This is a genomic window from Paracoccus denitrificans (genome assembly GCF_900100045.1).
Classification (GTDB): Bacteria; Pseudomonadota; Alphaproteobacteria; order Rhodobacterales; family Rhodobacteraceae; genus Paracoccus; species Paracoccus denitrificans.
Map to the genome: position 1 here is coordinate 77758 of NZ_FNEA01000012.1, position 17232 is coordinate 94989.

At 68.7% G+C, this 17232-nt stretch carries 15 protein-coding genes; 9 read left to right on the forward strand and 6 right to left on the reverse strand.

Annotation, left to right across the window (positions count from 1 at the left end; genetic code table 11):
* Positions 1-3: 3 nt before the first annotated feature.
* On the reverse strand, positions 4-180 hold the full coding sequence (gene hemP, locus BLT64_RS12320; RefSeq protein ID WP_010394206.1) for a hemin uptake protein HemP: 177 nt from the start codon (positions 178-180) through the stop codon (positions 4-6).
* Between the two features lie 182 nt (positions 181-362).
* Positions 363-1337, reverse strand: a complete 975-nt coding sequence (locus tag BLT64_RS12325) for a zinc ABC transporter substrate-binding protein (protein WP_074810487.1) — start codon at positions 1335-1337, stop codon at positions 363-365.
* A gap of 81 nt (positions 1338-1418) precedes the next feature.
* Between BLT64_RS12325 and BLT64_RS12330 the strand changes: the two genes are divergently transcribed.
* The 4 genes from BLT64_RS12330 to BLT64_RS12345 all read left to right on the forward strand — a co-directional run bounded on the left by BLT64_RS12330 (position 1419) and on the right by BLT64_RS12345 (position 3881).
* Positions 1419-1913 (forward strand): Fur family transcriptional regulator, encoded by a 495-nt coding sequence (locus BLT64_RS12330; protein WP_011750369.1) that lies wholly within the window; start codon positions 1419-1421, stop codon positions 1911-1913.
* Entirely contained in the window at positions 1910-2674 is a 765-nt protein-coding gene (locus tag BLT64_RS12335; RefSeq protein ID WP_011750368.1) for a metal ABC transporter ATP-binding protein, read from the forward strand. The genes BLT64_RS12330 and BLT64_RS12335 overlap by 4 nt, the downstream gene beginning before the upstream one ends.
* Before the next feature lie 6 nt (positions 2675-2680).
* The gene (locus BLT64_RS12340) at positions 2681-3463 is read left to right on the forward strand and encodes an iron chelate uptake ABC transporter family permease subunit (protein WP_011750367.1); all 783 of its coding nucleotides are present in this window, start codon (positions 2681-2683) and stop codon (positions 3461-3463) included.
* Positions 3464-3677: 214 nt separating this feature from the next.
* A complete protein-coding gene (locus BLT64_RS12345) occupies positions 3678-3881 on the forward strand; it encodes a hypothetical protein (protein ID WP_371862662.1) in 204 nt (67 codons plus the stop codon).
* A 172-nt stretch (positions 3882-4053) separates the two neighbouring features.
* Here BLT64_RS12345 and BLT64_RS12350 read toward each other — a convergent pair whose 3' ends face one another.
* The 4 genes from BLT64_RS12350 to BLT64_RS12365 form a co-directional block, all read right to left on the reverse strand.
* Positions 4054-4722 (reverse strand): YjbF family lipoprotein, encoded by a 669-nt coding sequence (locus BLT64_RS12350; protein ID WP_011750365.1) that lies wholly within the window; start codon positions 4720-4722, stop codon positions 4054-4056.
* Entirely contained in the window at positions 4719-6914 is a 2196-nt protein-coding gene (locus tag BLT64_RS12355) for a YjbH domain-containing protein (protein WP_011750364.1), read from the reverse strand. Before BLT64_RS12355 ends, BLT64_RS12350 begins: the two co-directional genes overlap by 4 nt.
* Before the next feature lie 87 nt (positions 6915-7001).
* Complete coding sequence (locus BLT64_RS12360) at positions 7002-7913, reverse strand: hypothetical protein (RefSeq protein ID WP_011750363.1); 912 nt, start codon at positions 7911-7913, stop codon at positions 7002-7004.
* 126 nt (positions 7914-8039) lie between these two features.
* The gene (locus BLT64_RS12365) at positions 8040-9422 is read right to left on the reverse strand and encodes an L-serine ammonia-lyase (protein ID WP_011750362.1); all 1383 of its coding nucleotides are present in this window, start codon (positions 9420-9422) and stop codon (positions 8040-8042) included.
* Between the two features lie 228 nt (positions 9423-9650).
* Here BLT64_RS12365 and dusB point away from each other — a divergent pair, with 228 nt between their 5' ends.
* The 5 genes from dusB to ntrX all read left to right on the forward strand — a co-directional run bounded on the left by dusB (position 9651) and on the right by ntrX (position 17049).
* Positions 9651-10700, forward strand: coding sequence for a tRNA dihydrouridine synthase DusB (gene dusB / locus BLT64_RS12370; RefSeq protein WP_011750361.1), 1050 nt, complete (start codon positions 9651-9653; stop codon positions 10698-10700).
* Positions 10697-11854 carry a two-component system sensor histidine kinase NtrB gene (locus BLT64_RS12375; RefSeq protein ID WP_011750360.1) on the forward strand — a complete coding sequence of 386 codons (1158 nt, stop codon included), beginning with the start codon at positions 10697-10699 and terminating at the stop codon, positions 11852-11854. Before dusB ends, BLT64_RS12375 begins: the two co-directional genes overlap by 4 nt.
* 8 nt (positions 11855-11862) lie before the next feature.
* The gene (locus tag BLT64_RS12380) at positions 11863-13320 is read left to right on the forward strand and encodes a response regulator (protein WP_011750359.1); all 1458 of its coding nucleotides are present in this window, start codon (positions 11863-11865) and stop codon (positions 13318-13320) included.
* An 85-nt stretch (positions 13321-13405) separates the two neighbouring features.
* Positions 13406-15664, forward strand: a complete 2259-nt coding sequence (locus tag BLT64_RS12385; protein ID WP_011750358.1) for a sensor histidine kinase NtrY-like — start codon at positions 13406-13408, stop codon at positions 15662-15664.
* Positions 15661-17049 (forward strand): nitrogen assimilation response regulator NtrX, encoded by a 1389-nt coding sequence (gene ntrX / locus BLT64_RS12390; protein ID WP_011750357.1) that lies wholly within the window; start codon positions 15661-15663, stop codon positions 17047-17049. Before BLT64_RS12385 ends, ntrX begins: the two co-directional genes overlap by 4 nt.
* The last annotated feature ends 183 nt before the right edge of the window (positions 17050-17232 follow it).

The window sequence follows — 17232 nt, forward strand, 5'->3', positions numbered from 1 at the left end:
TGTTCACTTCGTCAGGATCAGCTTGCCCGCGCGGGTGATGCGCAGGTTGTAGACCTGATCGCCCAACACGATCAGCGCCTGATTGCCGCCGGCAGTCAGCAATTCGGCGTCATATTCGGGCAGTCGTTGCAGGGCGGTCACGCCGGGACGCGTGAATTCGGCGGGGCGGGTCGCGGTCATGTCCAGTTCCTCGTTTCTGTCGCGGTGAGTGTAACCTGACAAATTTCCTAGGAGATGTCAAAGGAAAATAGTCGGGAATTTTCCCGCCACATAACCCGTCGTTTTGAAAGCGAAAAGGCGGGCGCCACATGGACGCCCGCCTTGCTGAAGCCCCGGAAGGGGGACGGATTTACCGGCAGTTCCTAGTCAGCCCCAAGGCAATCGGCCAGCGCCTGGCCCATGCCGCGCAGAAGCTCCGCATAAAGCCCGGCGCCGGGAGTCGCGCCGGTCCCTTCGGGGTCGAGCGCGGCGCCCTGGCGGATTTCGCTGCCCTCGATCACCGCGGCAATCAGTTTCGGATCGTGATTCGCCTCGGGGAAAGCGCAGACCGCGCCCTCTTCGGCGATCTCGTCGCGAATCGCCCTGAGCCGCGCGGCCGAGGGCGTCGAGGCATCGCCAAGGCTGACCGCAATGGCCGGCTCCAGCCCGTAATGCTCGGTGAAATAGCCATAGGCGTCATGAAAGACGACGAAGCGCTTGCCTTGCGTGGGGGTCAGCGCCGATTTCAGTTCTTCGTCCAGCGCGGCGATTTCGTCGGCGGCCTTCGCGGCATTGGCGGCATAGACGCCTGCATTGTCCGGGTCGTGCCGGGACAGGGTCTCGGCGATGCCGGCAAGCCAGGCCTGCCCATTCGCCGGGTCCAGCCAGGCATGAGGATCGGTGCCGCTGTGGTCGTGGTCGTGATGCGCTTGCTCCTCGGCATGGCCGTGTCCATCATGCTCATGCTCATGCTCATGCTCATGCTCATGCTCATGCTCATGCTCGCCGCCGGCATAGTCCCGGCGATGCGTGGCGGGCAGGTCCAGCAGGGCCAGCATCTCGCTCTGCGCGGAAAGGCTGGTGGCGGCCCGCTCCAGCCACGGGGTCAGCTCGGGGCCGACCCAGATCAGCAGGTCGGCATCCTGCAAGCTGCGGGCCTGGCTGGGACGCAGCTGATAGCTGTGCGGATCGCCGCCGGCCTGCAGCAGGATCTCGGGCTGGCCCAGATCGCCCATGACCTGCTGCACCATGGCCCCGACGACGGGAATATCGGTCACCACCCGCGGGACTTCGGCCCGGGCGGGCAGGGCGGCGGTGCCAAGCGCAGCGGCAAGGACAAGGGAAGAAGGTCGGATCATGGCGAGACTCACTTGCGGAAACGCCAAGGTTATTTATGTTATATCGTAACCCGTCAAGCAAAAATGTAACGATATAACATCATGCCCACTTCGGAATCCCCGCCTGACCCGTTTCACGAGCACGACCACGCCCATTGCGCGGCCGCGGTGCTGCGCCGTGCCGAAGAGCAGGCAAGGACCGAAGGCGTGCGCCTGACCCCGGTGCGCCGCCGCGCGCTGGAGATCCTGCTGGAATCGCATCGCGCCATGGGCGCCTATGAGGTGCTGGAGCGGCTTTCGGCCGAAGGCTTCGGCAAGCAGCCCCCGGTGGCCTATCGGGCGCTGGATTTCCTGGTGGAGCAGGGGCTCGCGCATCGCGTGCAACGCCTGAACGCCTATGCCGCCTGCCTTTCGGCCAAGCGCGACCATTCGCCGGCCTTCCTGATCTGCCGCGGCTGCGAGCAGGTGGCCGAGGCCGAGGCGCCCGAGTTGCGCGCGGCGCTGGACGGGCTGGCCGGGGCGACGGGCTTCCGCATCGAGCGTAGCACCGTCGAACTGCTGGGCCTCTGCGCGCGCTGCACCGAGGCCGGCCTGTGACGCCGCTGATTTGCGCCGCCGACCTGTCGGTCAGCCATGGCGGCGATCTGCCGGTGCTGAGCCATGTCGATTTCCTGATCCGCCCAGGCGAGATCGTCACCGTGGTCGGCCCGAACGGCTCGGGCAAGTCGACGCTGGTGCGGGCGCTTCTGGGCCATGTCTCGCTGTCCTCGGGCCGGGTCGAGCGCGTGCCCGGGCTGCGCATCGGCTATGTCCCGCAGCGCGTGCATATCGAGCGGGCCATGCCGATGACCGTGCGCCGCTTCCTGTCGCTGCCGCGCCGGGTCGGCGATGCGCAGGCCGCCGCCGCGCTTGAGCGGACCGGCGTGCCGGGGCTAGAGGGCCGCCAGATCACCGCGCTGTCCGGCGGGCAGTTCCAGCGCGTCCTGCTGGCCCGCGCATTGCTCGGCGATCCGCAGCTTCTGGTGCTGGACGAGCCGACGCAGGGCCTGGACCAGCCCGGCATCGTCGCCTTCTACAAGCTGATCGAGGAGGTCAGGGCCGAAACCCGCGCCGCCGTGCTGATGGTCAGCCACGACCTCTTGGTGGTCATGCGCGCCTCGGACCGGGTGGTCTGCCTGAACGGCCATATCTGCTGCGAGGGCACGCCGCAGGCGGTCAGCGCCGCCCCCGCCTATCGCGCCCTGTTCGGCAGCGAGGCGCAGGGCACGCTGGCGCTTTACCAGCATCACCACGATCACGACCACGACCATGTCGCAGAGGGCCATCGCCACGGCCCGGCCTGCGCCCATCCGCATTGAGGTCCCATGCTTGACGATTTCCTGACCCGAGCCGCCCTGGCGGGCCTTGGCCTTGTGCTGGCGACGGGGGCGCTGGGTTCCTTCGTGGTCTGGCGGCGCATGGCCTATTTCGGCGATTCGACCGCCCATGCGGCGATTCTGGGCGTGGCGCTGAGCTTTGTCTTCTCGCTGCCGATCTATCTGGGCACGCTGGCGGTGGCCGTCGCCATGGCGCTGATCGTCGCGCAGCTTACGGCGCGGGGCCAGTCGATGGACACGGTGCTGGGCGTGCTGGCCCATAGCGCGCTGGCGCTGGGGCTGGTGGGCGTCAGCTTCGTGCCTTCGCTGCGGGTGGGGCTGGAGGCCTTTCTGTTCGGCGACATCCTTGCGGTGACGCGGGCCGACCTTGCCTGGATCTGGGCCGGTGCGACGGCGGTGCTGGGGCTGCTTATCTGGCGCTGGCAGCGGCTGGTGACGGCCTCGGTGAACGAGGAACTGGCCATGGCGGCGGGAATCGATCCGGCGCGCGAGCGGCTGATCCTGTCCCTGGCGCTGGCTGTGGTCGTGGCTATCGCGATTCGCATCGTCGGGGCGCTGCTGATTTCGGCCATGCTGATCGTGCCGGCCGCGGCGGCGCGGGGATTCTCTGCAACGCCCGAGCAGATGGCAGGTTCCGCCACCCTGATCGGTGCCATTTCGGTTCTCGGCGGGCTTTGGGCCAGCCTGTGGCTGGACACGCCGGCAGGCCCTTCGATCGTGGCGATTTCTGCAGCGATTTATGCCGTGACATTAGTGGTTTGCAGGAAATAACCTACGTATCGGAGCGGGCGGAAACTTGCGGGTTTCCGCCGATCCGATGGCGGCATCTCGCCTAACGGTGCAGGTGTTGGCTATTATGCAACAGTCGCCCGGGGCGCGCATGATTTCCCGATCAAGACCGCTTTCCAAGTCCTTGGGATTATGCGACTGTCGCAGCGATGTTGCCGGAAACGGCAGCCGTCAAAGTACTGAACGGAGCATGATCATGACCAAATTCGCTACCTTCGCCCTGGCCCTTGGCCTGTCGGCCTCGACCGCTCTCGCCGGTGGCTATGTTGCCCCGGTCGTTGAAGTCGAGCCGGTTGTCGTGGACGAGAAGCCCGCTTCGACCAACGCTGGCCTCGTCGTTCCGGCTCTGCTGCTGCTGGGCGTCATTGCCGCCGTCGCTTCGGACGACGACGACCACTGATCGCTGAGCGGAACCCGGGTTTCGCAAAGCTCAGAGGGGCTGGCCATTGGTCAGCCCTTTTTTTATTGCAGTCCGCCGCTGCCCGTCCTTGTCGTGATCCCCTGCACGGCCGGGCATGAAAAAACCGGCCGCAAGTGGGCCGGTTTTTCATCTTGCCTCTGACTGGCGACTGTCAGGGTCGCAGCGTCTGGATGGTGATATAACCCAGCCGCGGCCCGGCCCATTGCCGCGAGACCGGCAGATGCCCGCCCTGCGGCATGAAGTTGTTCTGGAAACGCGCCCCGTGGCCCTCGCAGCTTTCCACGATCACGCCGGGCTTCGGGCCCGGGCCGACGGTGCAGTCGAAGCTCAGCGGCCGTTCCAGCCCGTCGCCGCTGTAATAGCGCATGACGCGTTGGGCCGAGCCCGAACGGCCGGCGCGGATCAGCGCCTCGGTCTGCGGCTCGACGACCGAGAGGTCGTTGCCCAGGCCCCGCGTGCCGATCAGCATGCCGTCGCGCAGGATCAGGGCCTCTTTCGAAGGCGCCATATAGGTGCGCATCGCGCCGTTCTGCCCGGTCATCGCCATGACCTGCGTCCGGCCCAGCGATTCGAAGTTGACCATGACCAGCGGTGCGGGATTGACCCGCAGCGCCTCGGCGGCCATCTGCTCGGGCGTGCGTGGGGCGGCGGGGGCCTGTTCGGCCTCGCCGCCGCGCATCCCGCTCACGGCGCTGCCGGCGGTCCTGGCGGCGATCAGCAGGGGGTTTGCCTCCCTGCCGGTGTCGTCGTTGCCGCAGGCAGCAAGGCCCGCGATCAGCAGCACCGGCAGCACCGCCCGGTGGATGCGGGTCGTGATCATCGCCAGAACCTCCCCCAGCCTTGATAGAGTTTGACCGATTGCGCGTCCCGGACCTTGTCGTAGAGCCGGCCGTCCACGTTCACGCGCGCCCCGCCGTCGCGCGACAGCGACCGCAGCGTGCTGCTCGCGCGATCGCGCGACGGCGTGCCTGCGGCCCAGGAAATCGGCAGCGAGACGGTAATGCCCTTGTCGAACGAGCCGTTGCCGAATTCCTCGTCGCTCATGTCGGTCTTGGTCGCGAAGGCGCCGACGCGCCAGCCGTTGGCGAATTCGCGGGTCAGCGTGATGGTCGCGCCCTTGTCGCCGGCCAGATACTTGCCGACATCCAGCTGTGCCGTGAAGCCGTTGGCGAATTCGTAATAGGCCGACAGGTGCCCGGTCGTGACCTCGTAGTCGCGGAAGCCGAAGACGTCGTCGAAATCGCGCTTCTTCACATGGTTGACCTCGGCGCCGAAGGCCAGGGGCGAATTGGCGGGCTTCCACAGCATCTCGCCCGAGACGCCGCCATAGGCGCGCTCCAGAAGGCCGACCGTCACCCGCGTATAGACCTGCTCGGTCGGCTGGGCATACCAGGCCAGGGTCAGCTCGGGGATGGTAGGCGAGGTCCGGCCCGTATACATCCGGGTGTCGGAGCGCACGCGAGGAACCCCGTCGGGAGAGGTCTCCAGGCTCGGATCGGCCTTGTATTCCTCTGCGGTGTAGTGATCGCCCCTGACACCGCCATTCAGCTCCGGCGGAATCGCGGGACCGCTTTGGTCCATGTTCCCGAAGGCGCGCTGGCGCATGCTGCCCGACAGGACCAGGCCCGGCACAAGCTCGTAGCTGGCCTTGAGCTCGGCACCCATTTCGTAGCGCAGCGGATCCTCGGGGTCGAACAGGCCGATGTCGAGATAGGGCCCGAGGTTCCAGCGGAAGCGCGGGAACAGACCCTGCGTCGCCACCAGATCGCCCGGCCGCGGATCGGCATCGACCAGCGTGGAGGCACTGGCGATCCGCCCGGCCTCGGTATTCTCCAGCCGCTCGACATCCGAGCGTTTCAGCACCACCGACGAAGTCGCCATGCCCTCGGAGTTCGAGGTGATGACCAGCGTCTCGACCGAGGGGGGCAGGGCGCGGGTCATCAGCCGCGCGGTACGGCCCACGGCCTCGGATTGCTGGATATAGCGGGTGTTGCGAATGCGCACCTCGGCCCGGTTCGCCGATAGTGCCATGGATTCCAGGATCTGCCCCTCATCGGCCAGCGCATCGGCCAGGACGGTCTGGATCGCCGGCTGTGCGGTCGGATCGGCCGACCAGGCGCCCGACCAGCCTTCGGGATCGGCCGAGGGCGCGGGGCGCGACCGCACCGGGGCCGGCGCCTTTTCCAGCCCCGAGGGGAAGGGCGCGTTGCGCGGGTTCAGCGCAAAGCTGAACTGCGCCCCGAACGTATCGCCGCCCAGCGTATAGAGGCCAAGCTGATAGCTGGGGCTGAAGGTGTAATAGGCGCCCAGGTTGAATTGGCTGCCCGGGGCTTCCTTCGTCTCCCTCTCGGTCTCGGGGGCGTATTTGTCGCTGGAATATTCGGCGACCAGGCTCAGCTTTTCGTTGACCTGCCAGGTGACCGAGCCGAAGGCCTTGGGACTGCCCGAGAACCATTGGTCGACATTGGGCTTGCCGCCCAGGTTGTCATCCGATTCGCGCATCTTGCCGGCCAGGCGGCCCCAGCCGACGCCAAGGCTGGCACGGATGTTCGGGGTGATGGTCTTGCTGGCGACGACGTATTCGCCGGAATAGACCCCGGTTCCCAGGAAGTCCTGAAGCCCGACCGCGACGGCGGGGCGCCAGCCCGCCTCGTCCAGGACCTGGAAGCGGATGTCGAAGGACCGGTCCCAGATATGGTCCCCCAGGTCTTCGATATGGTCCTTCATGCCCTCGACCCGCGAATAGCGCAGCGCGGTGGTGATGCGCGGGTGCAGCTGGAACACGACGTTGTGGCGCCGTCCCAGCTCGTTATAGGACACGGTCCCGCCCAGGGTTCCGTCGGGCAGCATCTCGGCCGTCGGGGTTTCGACCCCGCCGGGCAGGCCATAGCTGTTGAGCACGTCGCCGATCATCGGATCGGTGCGGGCCGGGCCGGTGCCGAGACCCAGAAGCAGCGCTACCGGCACGGTCGAGGCCAGCAGGCGACGGGTAAGCATCGAATGGGCGCTCATCGGCGGCTCCTCTCAGGTCGCGGCCCGCTGCGGGCGGCAGGTGGTTCGGTGCCGCGGGCTTGGTCCTGCGGCACCCGGATCTGTGGCTTATTCGCTCGGTGCGGGCGGTTCGGGCAGGATCAGCGCGGGGGCGGGGACGCCGCCCGTCGTATCGGACCCGCTGCCGCCTGCCGCCGGGCTTTCCGAAGCCGGGGACGGGGCGGCGGGCGTGGACGAGGGTGCCCCGGCCGCCGGTGCGTCGGTCGTGGTGGTCCCCGTCGCCGGGGTGCCGGTTGCCGCGCCTTCGGTCGGGCTGCCCGCCGAGGGGGTGGTCGCCGGGGTCGTGGTGGGCGCCGCCGTCTCGGGTGCCGTCGTCTCGGGCGTGGCGGTTGCCGGGGCGGTGGCTCCGGTGGCCGCAGCCGCGGGGGCCGTCGTCGGGGCTTCGGCTGCCGGTGCGGCTTCGGGCTTTGCCGCCGGCGCCGCCGGTTTCGGCTGCGTCTTGGGCTTCGGCGCCGCGGACGAGGCGCGGACCTGCGCCTTGGGCATCGTGTCGGTGGGTGCCGCGCAACCGCTCAGGCGCTGGCTGCCGACGCGCAGCCGCGCGGTGAAGGGCGTCTTCTGGCCGCCGGCTTCGCATTCCGCCGCCTGGATGTTCAGCGCAAAGACCGAACCGTTCATCGTGCCGATGAACTCGACGCCGCGGCCATAGACCATGCGGCGCACGGTGACGCCGACCGATCTTGCGCCGGGGCGTTCATAGACGGCGGTCTTGTCGGCGGCGGTCACGGTCCAGCCGCTGCCTGCGGCACGGAACATCGCGGTACTCAGCGTGCTGGCCTCGGCGGTGGCGATGGGCTTGCCTTCGGTCCCCGTCTCGATCGGCTGCTCCAGCGGCGATACGGTGGGCGGGCCGGAATGGCCCTGCGCCTCGGGCTCGTCGGATTTCTGGAAGGGCAGTTCGCCGCAGGCGGCAAGGGCCACAGTCATCGAGAGGACGGCGAATGCCGAACGGAATTTCATCTGCTCTGTCCCGGTTCCATGGGTTTTGCTTATGCTGATTGGCTACAGGAAGCCCGGGACTTGGGCAAGCGCCGACAAGCCCCGACCGCCGCCAGGGCCCGGGTTTGCGCGATTCTTCGCACGCGGTCAGCAGTTGGGCACGTTGACGGCCAGACCGCCCAGCGAGGTCTCCTTGTATTTGTCGCTCATGTCGCGGCCGGTCTGGCGCATGGTCTCGATGGCGGCGTCCAGCGGCACGAAATGCTGGCCGTCGCCGCGCAGCGCCAGGCTGGCGGCCGAGACCGCCTTGATGGCGCCAAGGCCGTTCCTTTCGATGCAGGGCACCTGCACCAGTCCCTTTACCGGGTCGCAGGTCATGCCCAGGTGATGCTCCAGCGCGATCTCGGCGGCGTTCTCGACCTGGGTGACGGTGCCGCCCATCGCGGCGCAGATCCCTGCCGCCGCCATGGCGCTGGCCGAGCCGACCTCGGCCTGGCAGCCGCATTCCGCGCCCGAGATCGAGGCGTTGTGCTTGATCAGCCCGCCGATGGCCGCGGCGGTCAGCAGGAACTCGTCGAGCTGGCGCTCGGACGCGCCCGGCACATGGTCCAGCCAATAGCGGATCACCGCCGGCACCACGCCCGCCGCGCCGTTCGTCGGCGCGGTCACGACCTGGCCGCCGGCCGCGTTCTCCTCGTTCACGGCCATGGCATAGATCGACATCCAGTCGTTGATGACATGCGGCGCGGTCAGGTTCATGCCGGCCTCGGCCTTCAGCGCCTCGTGGATGCCGGCGGCGCGGCGGCGGATCGACAGCCCGCCGGGCAGTATGCCGCCGGTCGCAAGCCCCCGGTCCATGCAGTCGCGCATCACCTGCCAGATGCGGCGGATGCCGGCTGAAATCTCGGCATCGCTGCGAAAGACCCGCTCGTTCTCGCGTTTCATCTGGGCGATGGACTTGCCCGATCTTTCGGCCATCTCCAGCATCTCGGCCGCCGAGGCGAAGGGGAAGGGCACCTTGGGCGAGGCATCCGAGCGGGTGTCGTCGCCGCGCGCCGCCAACTCGCCCTCGGTCAGCACGAAGCCGCCGCCGATCGAGTAATAGACCTCGCGAAAGATCACGTCGCCCTGGGCGTCGGTCGCCATCAGGACCATGCCGTTGGCATGGCCGGGCAGGGCGTGGTCGTAGTCGAAGATCAGGTCGCGCATCGGGTCGAAGGCCAGATCGCCCAGGTCGCGCGGCGACAGGATCTTCGTCTCGCGGTTTTTCTCCAGCACGGCCTCGGCCGCCTCGGCATCCATGGTTTCGGGCAGGAATCCGGCCAGGCCAAGGATGGTGGCGCGGTCGGTGGCGTGGCCCTTGCCGGTGAAGGCCAGGCTGCCGTGCAGGCTGGCGCGCAGCCCGTGCGCGCGAAAGGGCTGTTCGCGCAGCGCGTCCAGAAAGCGGCCTGCGGCCACCATCGGCCCCATGGTATGGGACGAGGACGGGCCGACTCCGATCTTGAAGATGTCGAAGACGGAAAGAAACATCGCGCACTCCCTGGCTGGCGCGGAAAGCCTAGCCGCCGCGCGCCCGACAGGCCAGCGCGGTTGCGACAGCGGACTTGAAGCTCCGCGACATTTGACGAAACCGTGCCTGCCGACTATTTAGGCATCAAGCATGAAAAAGCGGCAAATTCCGTCACGGCAGGAAAGCCTGCCGATCGGGCACGCGCCGTTTTCTTTCGCATTCCTGCTGGCTGGCCTACGAGTTCTCCCATGACACTGCCCGAACCCATCACCCTCGGCTCCGTGCGGCTTGGCCCGCCGGTCTTTCTGGCGCCCATGGCCGGGATCACCGACCTGCCGTTCCGCCGCGCCGTCGCGCGCCATGGCGGGGCCGGGCTGATGGTCAGCGAGATGGTCGCCTCGACCGAGATGGTGACGCCGCGCCCCTCGACCCGCGCCGCCGTGCGCGCAAAGGCGCTGACCGAGGGCGCGCTGCCCGTTTCGGTCCAGATCGCCGGTCGCGAGGCCGGCGCCATGGCCGAGACGGCACGGATCGTGGCCGGCATGGGCGCGCGCATCGTGGACATCAACATGGGCTGCCCGGCGAAGAAGGTGACGGGCGGGCTGTCTGGCGCCGCGCTGATGCGCGACCTCGACCATGCGCTGGGGCTGATCGATGCGGTGGTCGCCGCGGTGCCCGACCTGCCGGTGACGCTGAAGATGCGGCTGGGCTGGGACGGCGATTGCCTGAATGCGCCGGACCTTGCGCGCCGCGCCGCCGGGGCGGGGGTCGGGATGCTGACCGTGCATGGCCGCACGCGGGCGCAGTTCTATACCGGCAGTGCCGACTGGGCGGCGATCCGCGCCGTGGCGAACCTGCCGGGCCGCCCGCCGCTGGTCGCCAATGGCGACGTGGTGGATGCGGCCTCGGCCCGCGCGGCCCTGCGGCAATCGGGCGCCGAGGCCGTCATGGTCGGCCGCGGCGCGCAAGGTGCGCCCTGGCGGCTGGCGCAGATCGCGCATGAGCTTTGGGGCACGCCCGCGCCGGATGTGCCGCAGGGCGCGCGGCTGGCCGAGGCAGTGGCCGAGCATTACGACGACATCCTGTCGCTTTACGGGCGCGAACTGGGGCTGCGCGTCGCCCGCAAGCACCTGGGCTGGTATGCCGAGGCGAACGGCGCCCCGAACCGCGCCGAGCTTCTGCGCGCGCCCACGCCCGAGGCCGCGCTGGCCGCGATCCGGGCCGGCTTCGGCGATGCCGATGCCGCGCCGGGCGATGCGGTCCATGCCAACGCACAGGCGACCGAGGTGCCTTCATGACCAGCCGGGCCGGGTCCGACATGCTGCCCGATCCCGAGATGGAGACCGGCGGCGGCTTTGTCCCGGCCGAGGTCGGGCCGAACTGGTCGGCGCTTCCGCTGCCCGCGATCATCCTGGACGCACAGGGCCGCATCGCCGCGATGAACGACCTGGCCGAGGCTTTCCTGAACATCTCCTGCCGCTCGTCGCTGGGACAGGCGCTGGAGGGGCCCGAGATGCTCAAGCGGCTGCGCATCGTGCCCCGGCTCGGCGCGATCCTGGAACGCATGCGCGAGGGGCACGAGGCGCTGAACCGCGCCGGGGTGCGCTTCGAGATCGGCGACCGCTCGGGCGGGCATTCCGACCGCATCGCCACCGTCCATGCCGGCCAGGCCCCCAGCCCCGAGGGCGGCACCGTCATCCTGCTGGCGCCTGCCGACGGCGGCGGCCGGCTGGGGCAGGGGCAGGCGGCGCGATCCGCCGCGCGCTCGGCCATCGGCATGGCCGAGATGCTGGCGCATGAGATCAAGAACCCGCTGGCCGGCATCCGCGGCGCGGCGCAGTTGATCGGCATGAACCTCAAGGCCGAGGATCGCGACCTCGCCGACCTGATCGTCGCGGAATCGCGCCGCATCGTCGAATTGCTGGACCAGGTGGAACGCTTCGGCGACACCTCGGCGCCCCGGCTCTCGGCCGTGAACATCCATGACGTGCTGGAGCGCGTGCGCCGCTCGGCCGCGGTGGGCTTCGGCAAGGGGTTGCGCATCGTGCCCGACTACGACCCCTCGCTGCCGCCGGCGCTGGTCGATGCCGATCAGCTGGTGCAGGTCTGCCTGAACCTCGTCAAGAACGCCGCCGAGGCTATCGGTCGGGCGCGGCAGGGCGGCACCATCCGCCTGCGCAGCCTCTACGACGGCACCCTGCGCCTTGCGCCGACCGAGGCCGAGCCGCAGGGCCGCAGCCTGCCCCTGCAGATCGAGATCGAGGACGACGGCCCGGGTATTCCCGAGGCCATCATGGGCGAGGTTTTCGAGCCCTTCGTCTCGGGGCGCGAGAACGGCACCGGCCTCGGCCTCGCGCTGGTCTCCAAGATCGTCACCGACCATGGCGCCTGGATCGCACTGGAATCCCGCCCCGGTCGCACCGTTTTCCGCATTTCACTGCCCAAAGCCTGAGGTTTTCCATGGACGGCACCGTTCTGATCGCTGACGACGACCGCACCATCCGTACGGTCCTGACCCAGGCCCTGACCCGGGCCGGCTGTCGGGTCCATGCCACCGGCTCGCTGTCGCAGTTGCTGCGCTGGGTCGAGGAGGGGCGCGGCGATCTGGTCGTCACCGACGTGATGATGCCCGACGGCAACGGCATCGACATGATCCCGGCGATCCGCAAGGCGCGGCCCGACCTGCCGGTGATCGTGATCTCGGCCCAGAACACCATCGTCACCGCCATTCGCGCCACCGAGGCGGCGGCCTTCGACTACCTGCCCAAGCCCTTCGACCTGCCCGACCTGATGGCGCGGGCCGGCCAGGCGCTGTCGCGCCGGGTGCGCAGGTCCGACCCGGCGCCCGCCGCGGCGGCACCCGCGCCCGAGGCCGGCGCCGACCCGGCCCTGCCGCTGATCGGTCATGCGCCCTCGATGCAGAACCTGTTTCGCATGGTGGCGCGCGTGCTCAATGCCGACCTGCCGGTGATCGTCGCCGGCGAGGCGGGGGTGGGCAAGACCGTGGTCGCCCGCTCGTTCCACGACCTCTCCGACCGGCGCGAGGCAGGGCTGGTGGTGCTGACCGCGGCCGACCTGTCCGAAGAGGCCATCCACAACGCCGCCGAGCGGGCGCAGGGCGGCACGCTGCTGATCGAGGACCCGGCCGGCTTCGACGCCGCCGCCCAGGCAAGGCTGATCGGCATGATCGAGGCATGGGAGGTCGGCCCCGGCCGCAACCTGATGCCGCGCCTTGTTTCGACCACCGGCCCCGACCCGCAGGCGGACGTGGCCGCGGGCCGGCTGCGGGCGGACCTGTATTACCGCCTGGCCGGGGTGACGATCACCGTGCCGCCGCTGCGGGCGCGGGTGGACGACATCCCGCCGCTGGCGCGGCACCTGCTGGCCCGTGCCGCCGCGCAGGGCCTGCCGCAGCGCAAGCTTTCCGAGGGCGCGACGGCGCTGATCCGCGCCTATCCCTTTCCCGGCAACGTGCGCGAGCTGGAAAACCTGATGCGGCGGCTGGCGCTGACCGCCGCGGCGGCCGAGATCAGCGAGGCCGAGGCCCGCACCGCGCTGGCGCAATCCAGCCCCATCATGCCGCAGGCCCCGGCCGCCGTGCCGACCTCGGCCGCCGGCACGATCAGCCCGGCCGCCCCGGTCACGCCGCTGGGCGAGCCCGCCAACATGCGGCTGGCGCAATCGGTCGAGATGCATCTGCAACGCTATTTCGACCTGCATGGCGACGACCTGCCGCCCCCGGGCCTTTACGACCGCATCCTGCGCGAGATCGAAAAGCCGCTGCTGGAGATCGCGCTGGACGCCACCGGCGGAAATCAGCTGCGTTGTGCCGATCTTCTGGGCATAAACCGCAATACGCTGCGCAAGAAACTGACCGACCTGAATATCGAGGTGACACGGCGCCGCAAACTGATGTAAAACGGCCACAGATGGCCTTGCGAGAGTCGCTGAACGGCCACAGAACGGCCGCGGACACAGCGGCGAAACCGTGAGGACGGGCAAGGTGGCGGGAACGCTGTCCAAGGGCACATGGGAACGCGTCGCACGGCTGCGGCGCCTGCGGCTCTATCGCAATACCGCAACGCTTGGCCTTGCCCTGCTGGGGCCGGCGCTGGCTGGGCTGACCTTTGCGGTGATGGGGCCGTTTGCCGATTCAACCTCGGGCGGCACGGTGCTGCGGCTGGTGCTGCTGGCGGACCTGCTTTACCTGATCGTGCTGACCGGGCTTGTCGTGGCGCGCATGGCGCAGATCGTCGCGGCGCGGCGCAAGTCGGCCGCAGGCTCGCGGCTGCACATGCGGCTGGTGGGCGTCTTTGCCACCATCGCGCTGGTGCCGACCGTGCTGGTCGCGCTGTTCGCCGGGCTGACGGTGAATATCGGGCTGGAGGGCTGGTTCTCGAACCGGGTGCAGCAGGTGGTTTCGACCTCGCTGGCGGCGGCCGAGGCCTATCAGGACGAGCATCGCCGAGACTTGACCAACGACGCCAAGCTGCTTGCGGGCGCGCTGACCCAGGCGGCGCGGCAGAACCCGATGCTGGACGATGGCGAGTTGCGGCTGCTGCTGGGGCAGGGCCAGGCGCTGATCCAGCGGGGCCTGCGCGAAGCCTATGTCATCGACGGCCGCGGCACGATCCGCGCGCGCGGCGAGCGCAGCTACCAGTTCTGGTATGAGGAGCCCTCGCCCGTCCAGTTCGACGAGGCGGCGACCCGCGGGCTGGTGCTGATCGAGGATTGGCAGAACAACGAGTTCCGCGCCCTGGTGCCGCTGGTGCCGCTGGCCGATCGCTACCTTTACGTCACCCGCGACGTGGACGGCAGCCTTTTGGGCCTGCTGGACGACACCCGGCAGACCGTCGGCGACTATCAGCGGCTGGAGCAGGAGCGCGGCCGGGTCCTGTTCGAGTTTTCCCTGCTTTATCTTGGGTTTGCGCTGCTTCTGGTGGCGGCGGCGATGTGGCTGGGCCTGTGGTTCGCCGACCGGCTGTCGCGGCCCATCGGCCGGCTGGCCGAGGCATCCGAGCAGGTGGGCGAGGGCAACCTGGACTTCCAGATCCCCGCGCCCGACACCGGCGACGAGATCCAGACCTTGGGCGAAAGCTTCAACCGCATGACCCGGCAGCTCAAGCAACAGCGGCAGGAGCTGGTCGAAAGCTACCGAGCCGCCGACGACCAGCGCCGGCTGTTCGATTCCGTGCTGTCCTCGGTCACTGCCGGGGTGATCGGCCTCGATGCGGCGGGCGAGATCGATTTCCTGAACCGTTCGGCCACCCGGCTTCTGGGCCTGGATCCGGCGACGGCGCATGACCGGCTGCTGTCCGAGGCGGTGCCGGAATTCGCGCCGCTCTTCGAACGGCTGGCGCAGTCGGTCAATGAATCGGTGCAGGACGAGATCCGCCTGACGCGCGAGGGCAGGGTGGAAAGCCTGCTGGTCCGCATGGCGATCCGCCGCGGCGCGGCCGGCGGGCTGGAGGGCTATGTGGTGGCGCTGGACGACGTGACCGACCTGGTCTCGGCGCAGCGCATGGCGGCCTGGGGCGACGTGGCCCGCCGCGTGGCGCATGAGATCAAGAACCCGCTGACCCCGATCCAGCTTTCGGCCGAGCGGCTGAAGCGCAAGTTCGGCCCCATCGCCGGTGAGGAACGCGAGGCGCTGGAGCAATATACCGAGGTCATCATCCGCCAGACCAACGACCTGCGCCGGATCGTCGACGAATTTTCGCGCTTCGCCCGCATGCCCGAGCCGGACCGCAAGGAAACCGACATCGCCAAGCTGCTGCGCGATGCCGAACTGATGCAGCGCGACGCACTGCAAGGGGCTCTGGTCTCGGACATCCCCGACGAGCCGGTGATCGTCGATGCCGATGCCGGCATGATGCGGCAGGTCTTTACGAACCTGTTGAAGAATGCCGGGGAGGCCATTGACGAGTTGCGGGAAAATCCACCGGAAGATTGGACTCCCCAGGTCCATGTCAAGCTGCGCGTGGCCCCGGATTCCGTTGCCATCCGCATCACCGACAACGGTCCCGGCCTGCCGGACGACCGCACCCGGCTGTTCGAGCCCTACGTCACGATGAAACCCGGCGGCACCGGCCTCGGCCTGCCGATCGTCAAGAAGATCGTCGAAGAGCACGGCGGCAGCCTGATGCTGACCGATGCCCCCGAGGGCCGCGGCGCCATGGCCGAGATCCGTCTGCCGCGCGAGCGCCAGCCGGTGCGCCTGTCCGCGCGCCGCCACAAACACGAGCAGGAAACACTGAAATGAGCGATATTCTGATTGTCGATGACGAGCGGGACATCCGCGAACTGATTTCCGACATCCTGCGCGACGAGGGCTTCTCGACCCGCCTCGCCGCCAATTCCGACCAGGCGGTGGCCGAGCTGAACGCGGCCGAGCCGGCGCTGATGATCCTCGACATCTGGCTCAAGGATAGCAAGATGGACGGGATCGACATTCTCAAGCAGGTCAAGCGCAACAACCCGGACGTGCCGGTGGTCATCATCTCGGGCCACGGCAATATCGAGATCGCGGTGGCGGCGATCAAGCAGGGCGCCTACGACTTCATCGAGAAGCCCTTCAACATCGACCAGTTGCTGGTGGTGATCCGCCGCGCCATGGAGACGGCGCGCCTGCGCCGCGAGAACGCGACGCTGAAGCGCGGCGAGGCACGGGCGGCCGAGATGCTGGGCAATTCGGCGCCCTTCCGCAGGCTGCGCGAACAGCTCGACAAGGTGGCGAAATCGAACGGCCGGGTGATGCTGACCGGCGAGCCGGGGGCGGGCAAGGAGATCGCCGCGCGCTATGTCCACGCCCAGAGCCCGCGGGCGCGCGAGCCCTTCGTCACCGTGCCCTGCGCCACCATCGAGCCCGAGCACATGGAGGAGGTGCTGTTCGGCCGCGAGACCGCCGAACGCGGCATCGAGCCGGGCCTGCTGGAGCAGGCGCATGGCGGGGTGATCTATTTCGACGAGGTGGCGGACATGCCGCTGGGCACCCAGCCCAAGATCCTGCGCGTGCTGACCGAGCAGCAGTTCCAGCGCGCCGGCGGCACTGACAAGGTGCGGGTGGATCTCAGGGTGATTTCCTCGACCAATCGCGACCTTGCGGCCGAGATCGCCGCCGGCCGCTTCCGGCAGGAACTCTACGACCGGCTGAACGTGGTGCCGGTGGCGGTGCCCTCGCTTGCGGAGCGCCGCGACGACATCCCGATGCTGGCCACGCATTTCATCGAACTGTTCCACGCCAGCCAGGGCCTACCGCAGCGTGCCCTGCCCGAGGAAACCAGTGCCGCGCTGCAGGCGATGAACTGGCCGGGCAATATCCGCCAGCTGCGCAACGTGATCGAGCGCGTGCTGATCCTGGGCGACGGGACCGGGCCGATCCAGCCCTCGGAACTGGAAAGCCAGAATGGCAGCGCCGGCACCAGCGAGGCCTTAGCGCTCGGCCCGCAGATCACCAGCCTGGCGCTGCGCGAGGCCCGCGAGCTTTTCGAGCGCGAATACCTGCTGGCGCAGATCAACCGCTTCGGCGGCAATATCAGCCGCACGGCGCAATTCGTCGGCATGGAGCGCTCGGCGCTGCATCGCAAGCTCAAGTCGCTGGGCGTCGTCGGGGGCATGCGCGTCGAGGAGGAGATGATGGGGAAATGACGCGCGAGCCGCACCGTCGCATGAGTATTTGAAGAACGAAGAAGCCGAAGCGTTGCGCCCCGGCCACCCCTGCGGTTCAGGCAGGACAGGTTTTGGCCAAATGGCCGGGACGACTTCTCCGTTCGCGGTCATCGGCTCTCCAGCCTGTACCGCGCGGCCATTCTGATCGCTAAAGATTAAGGA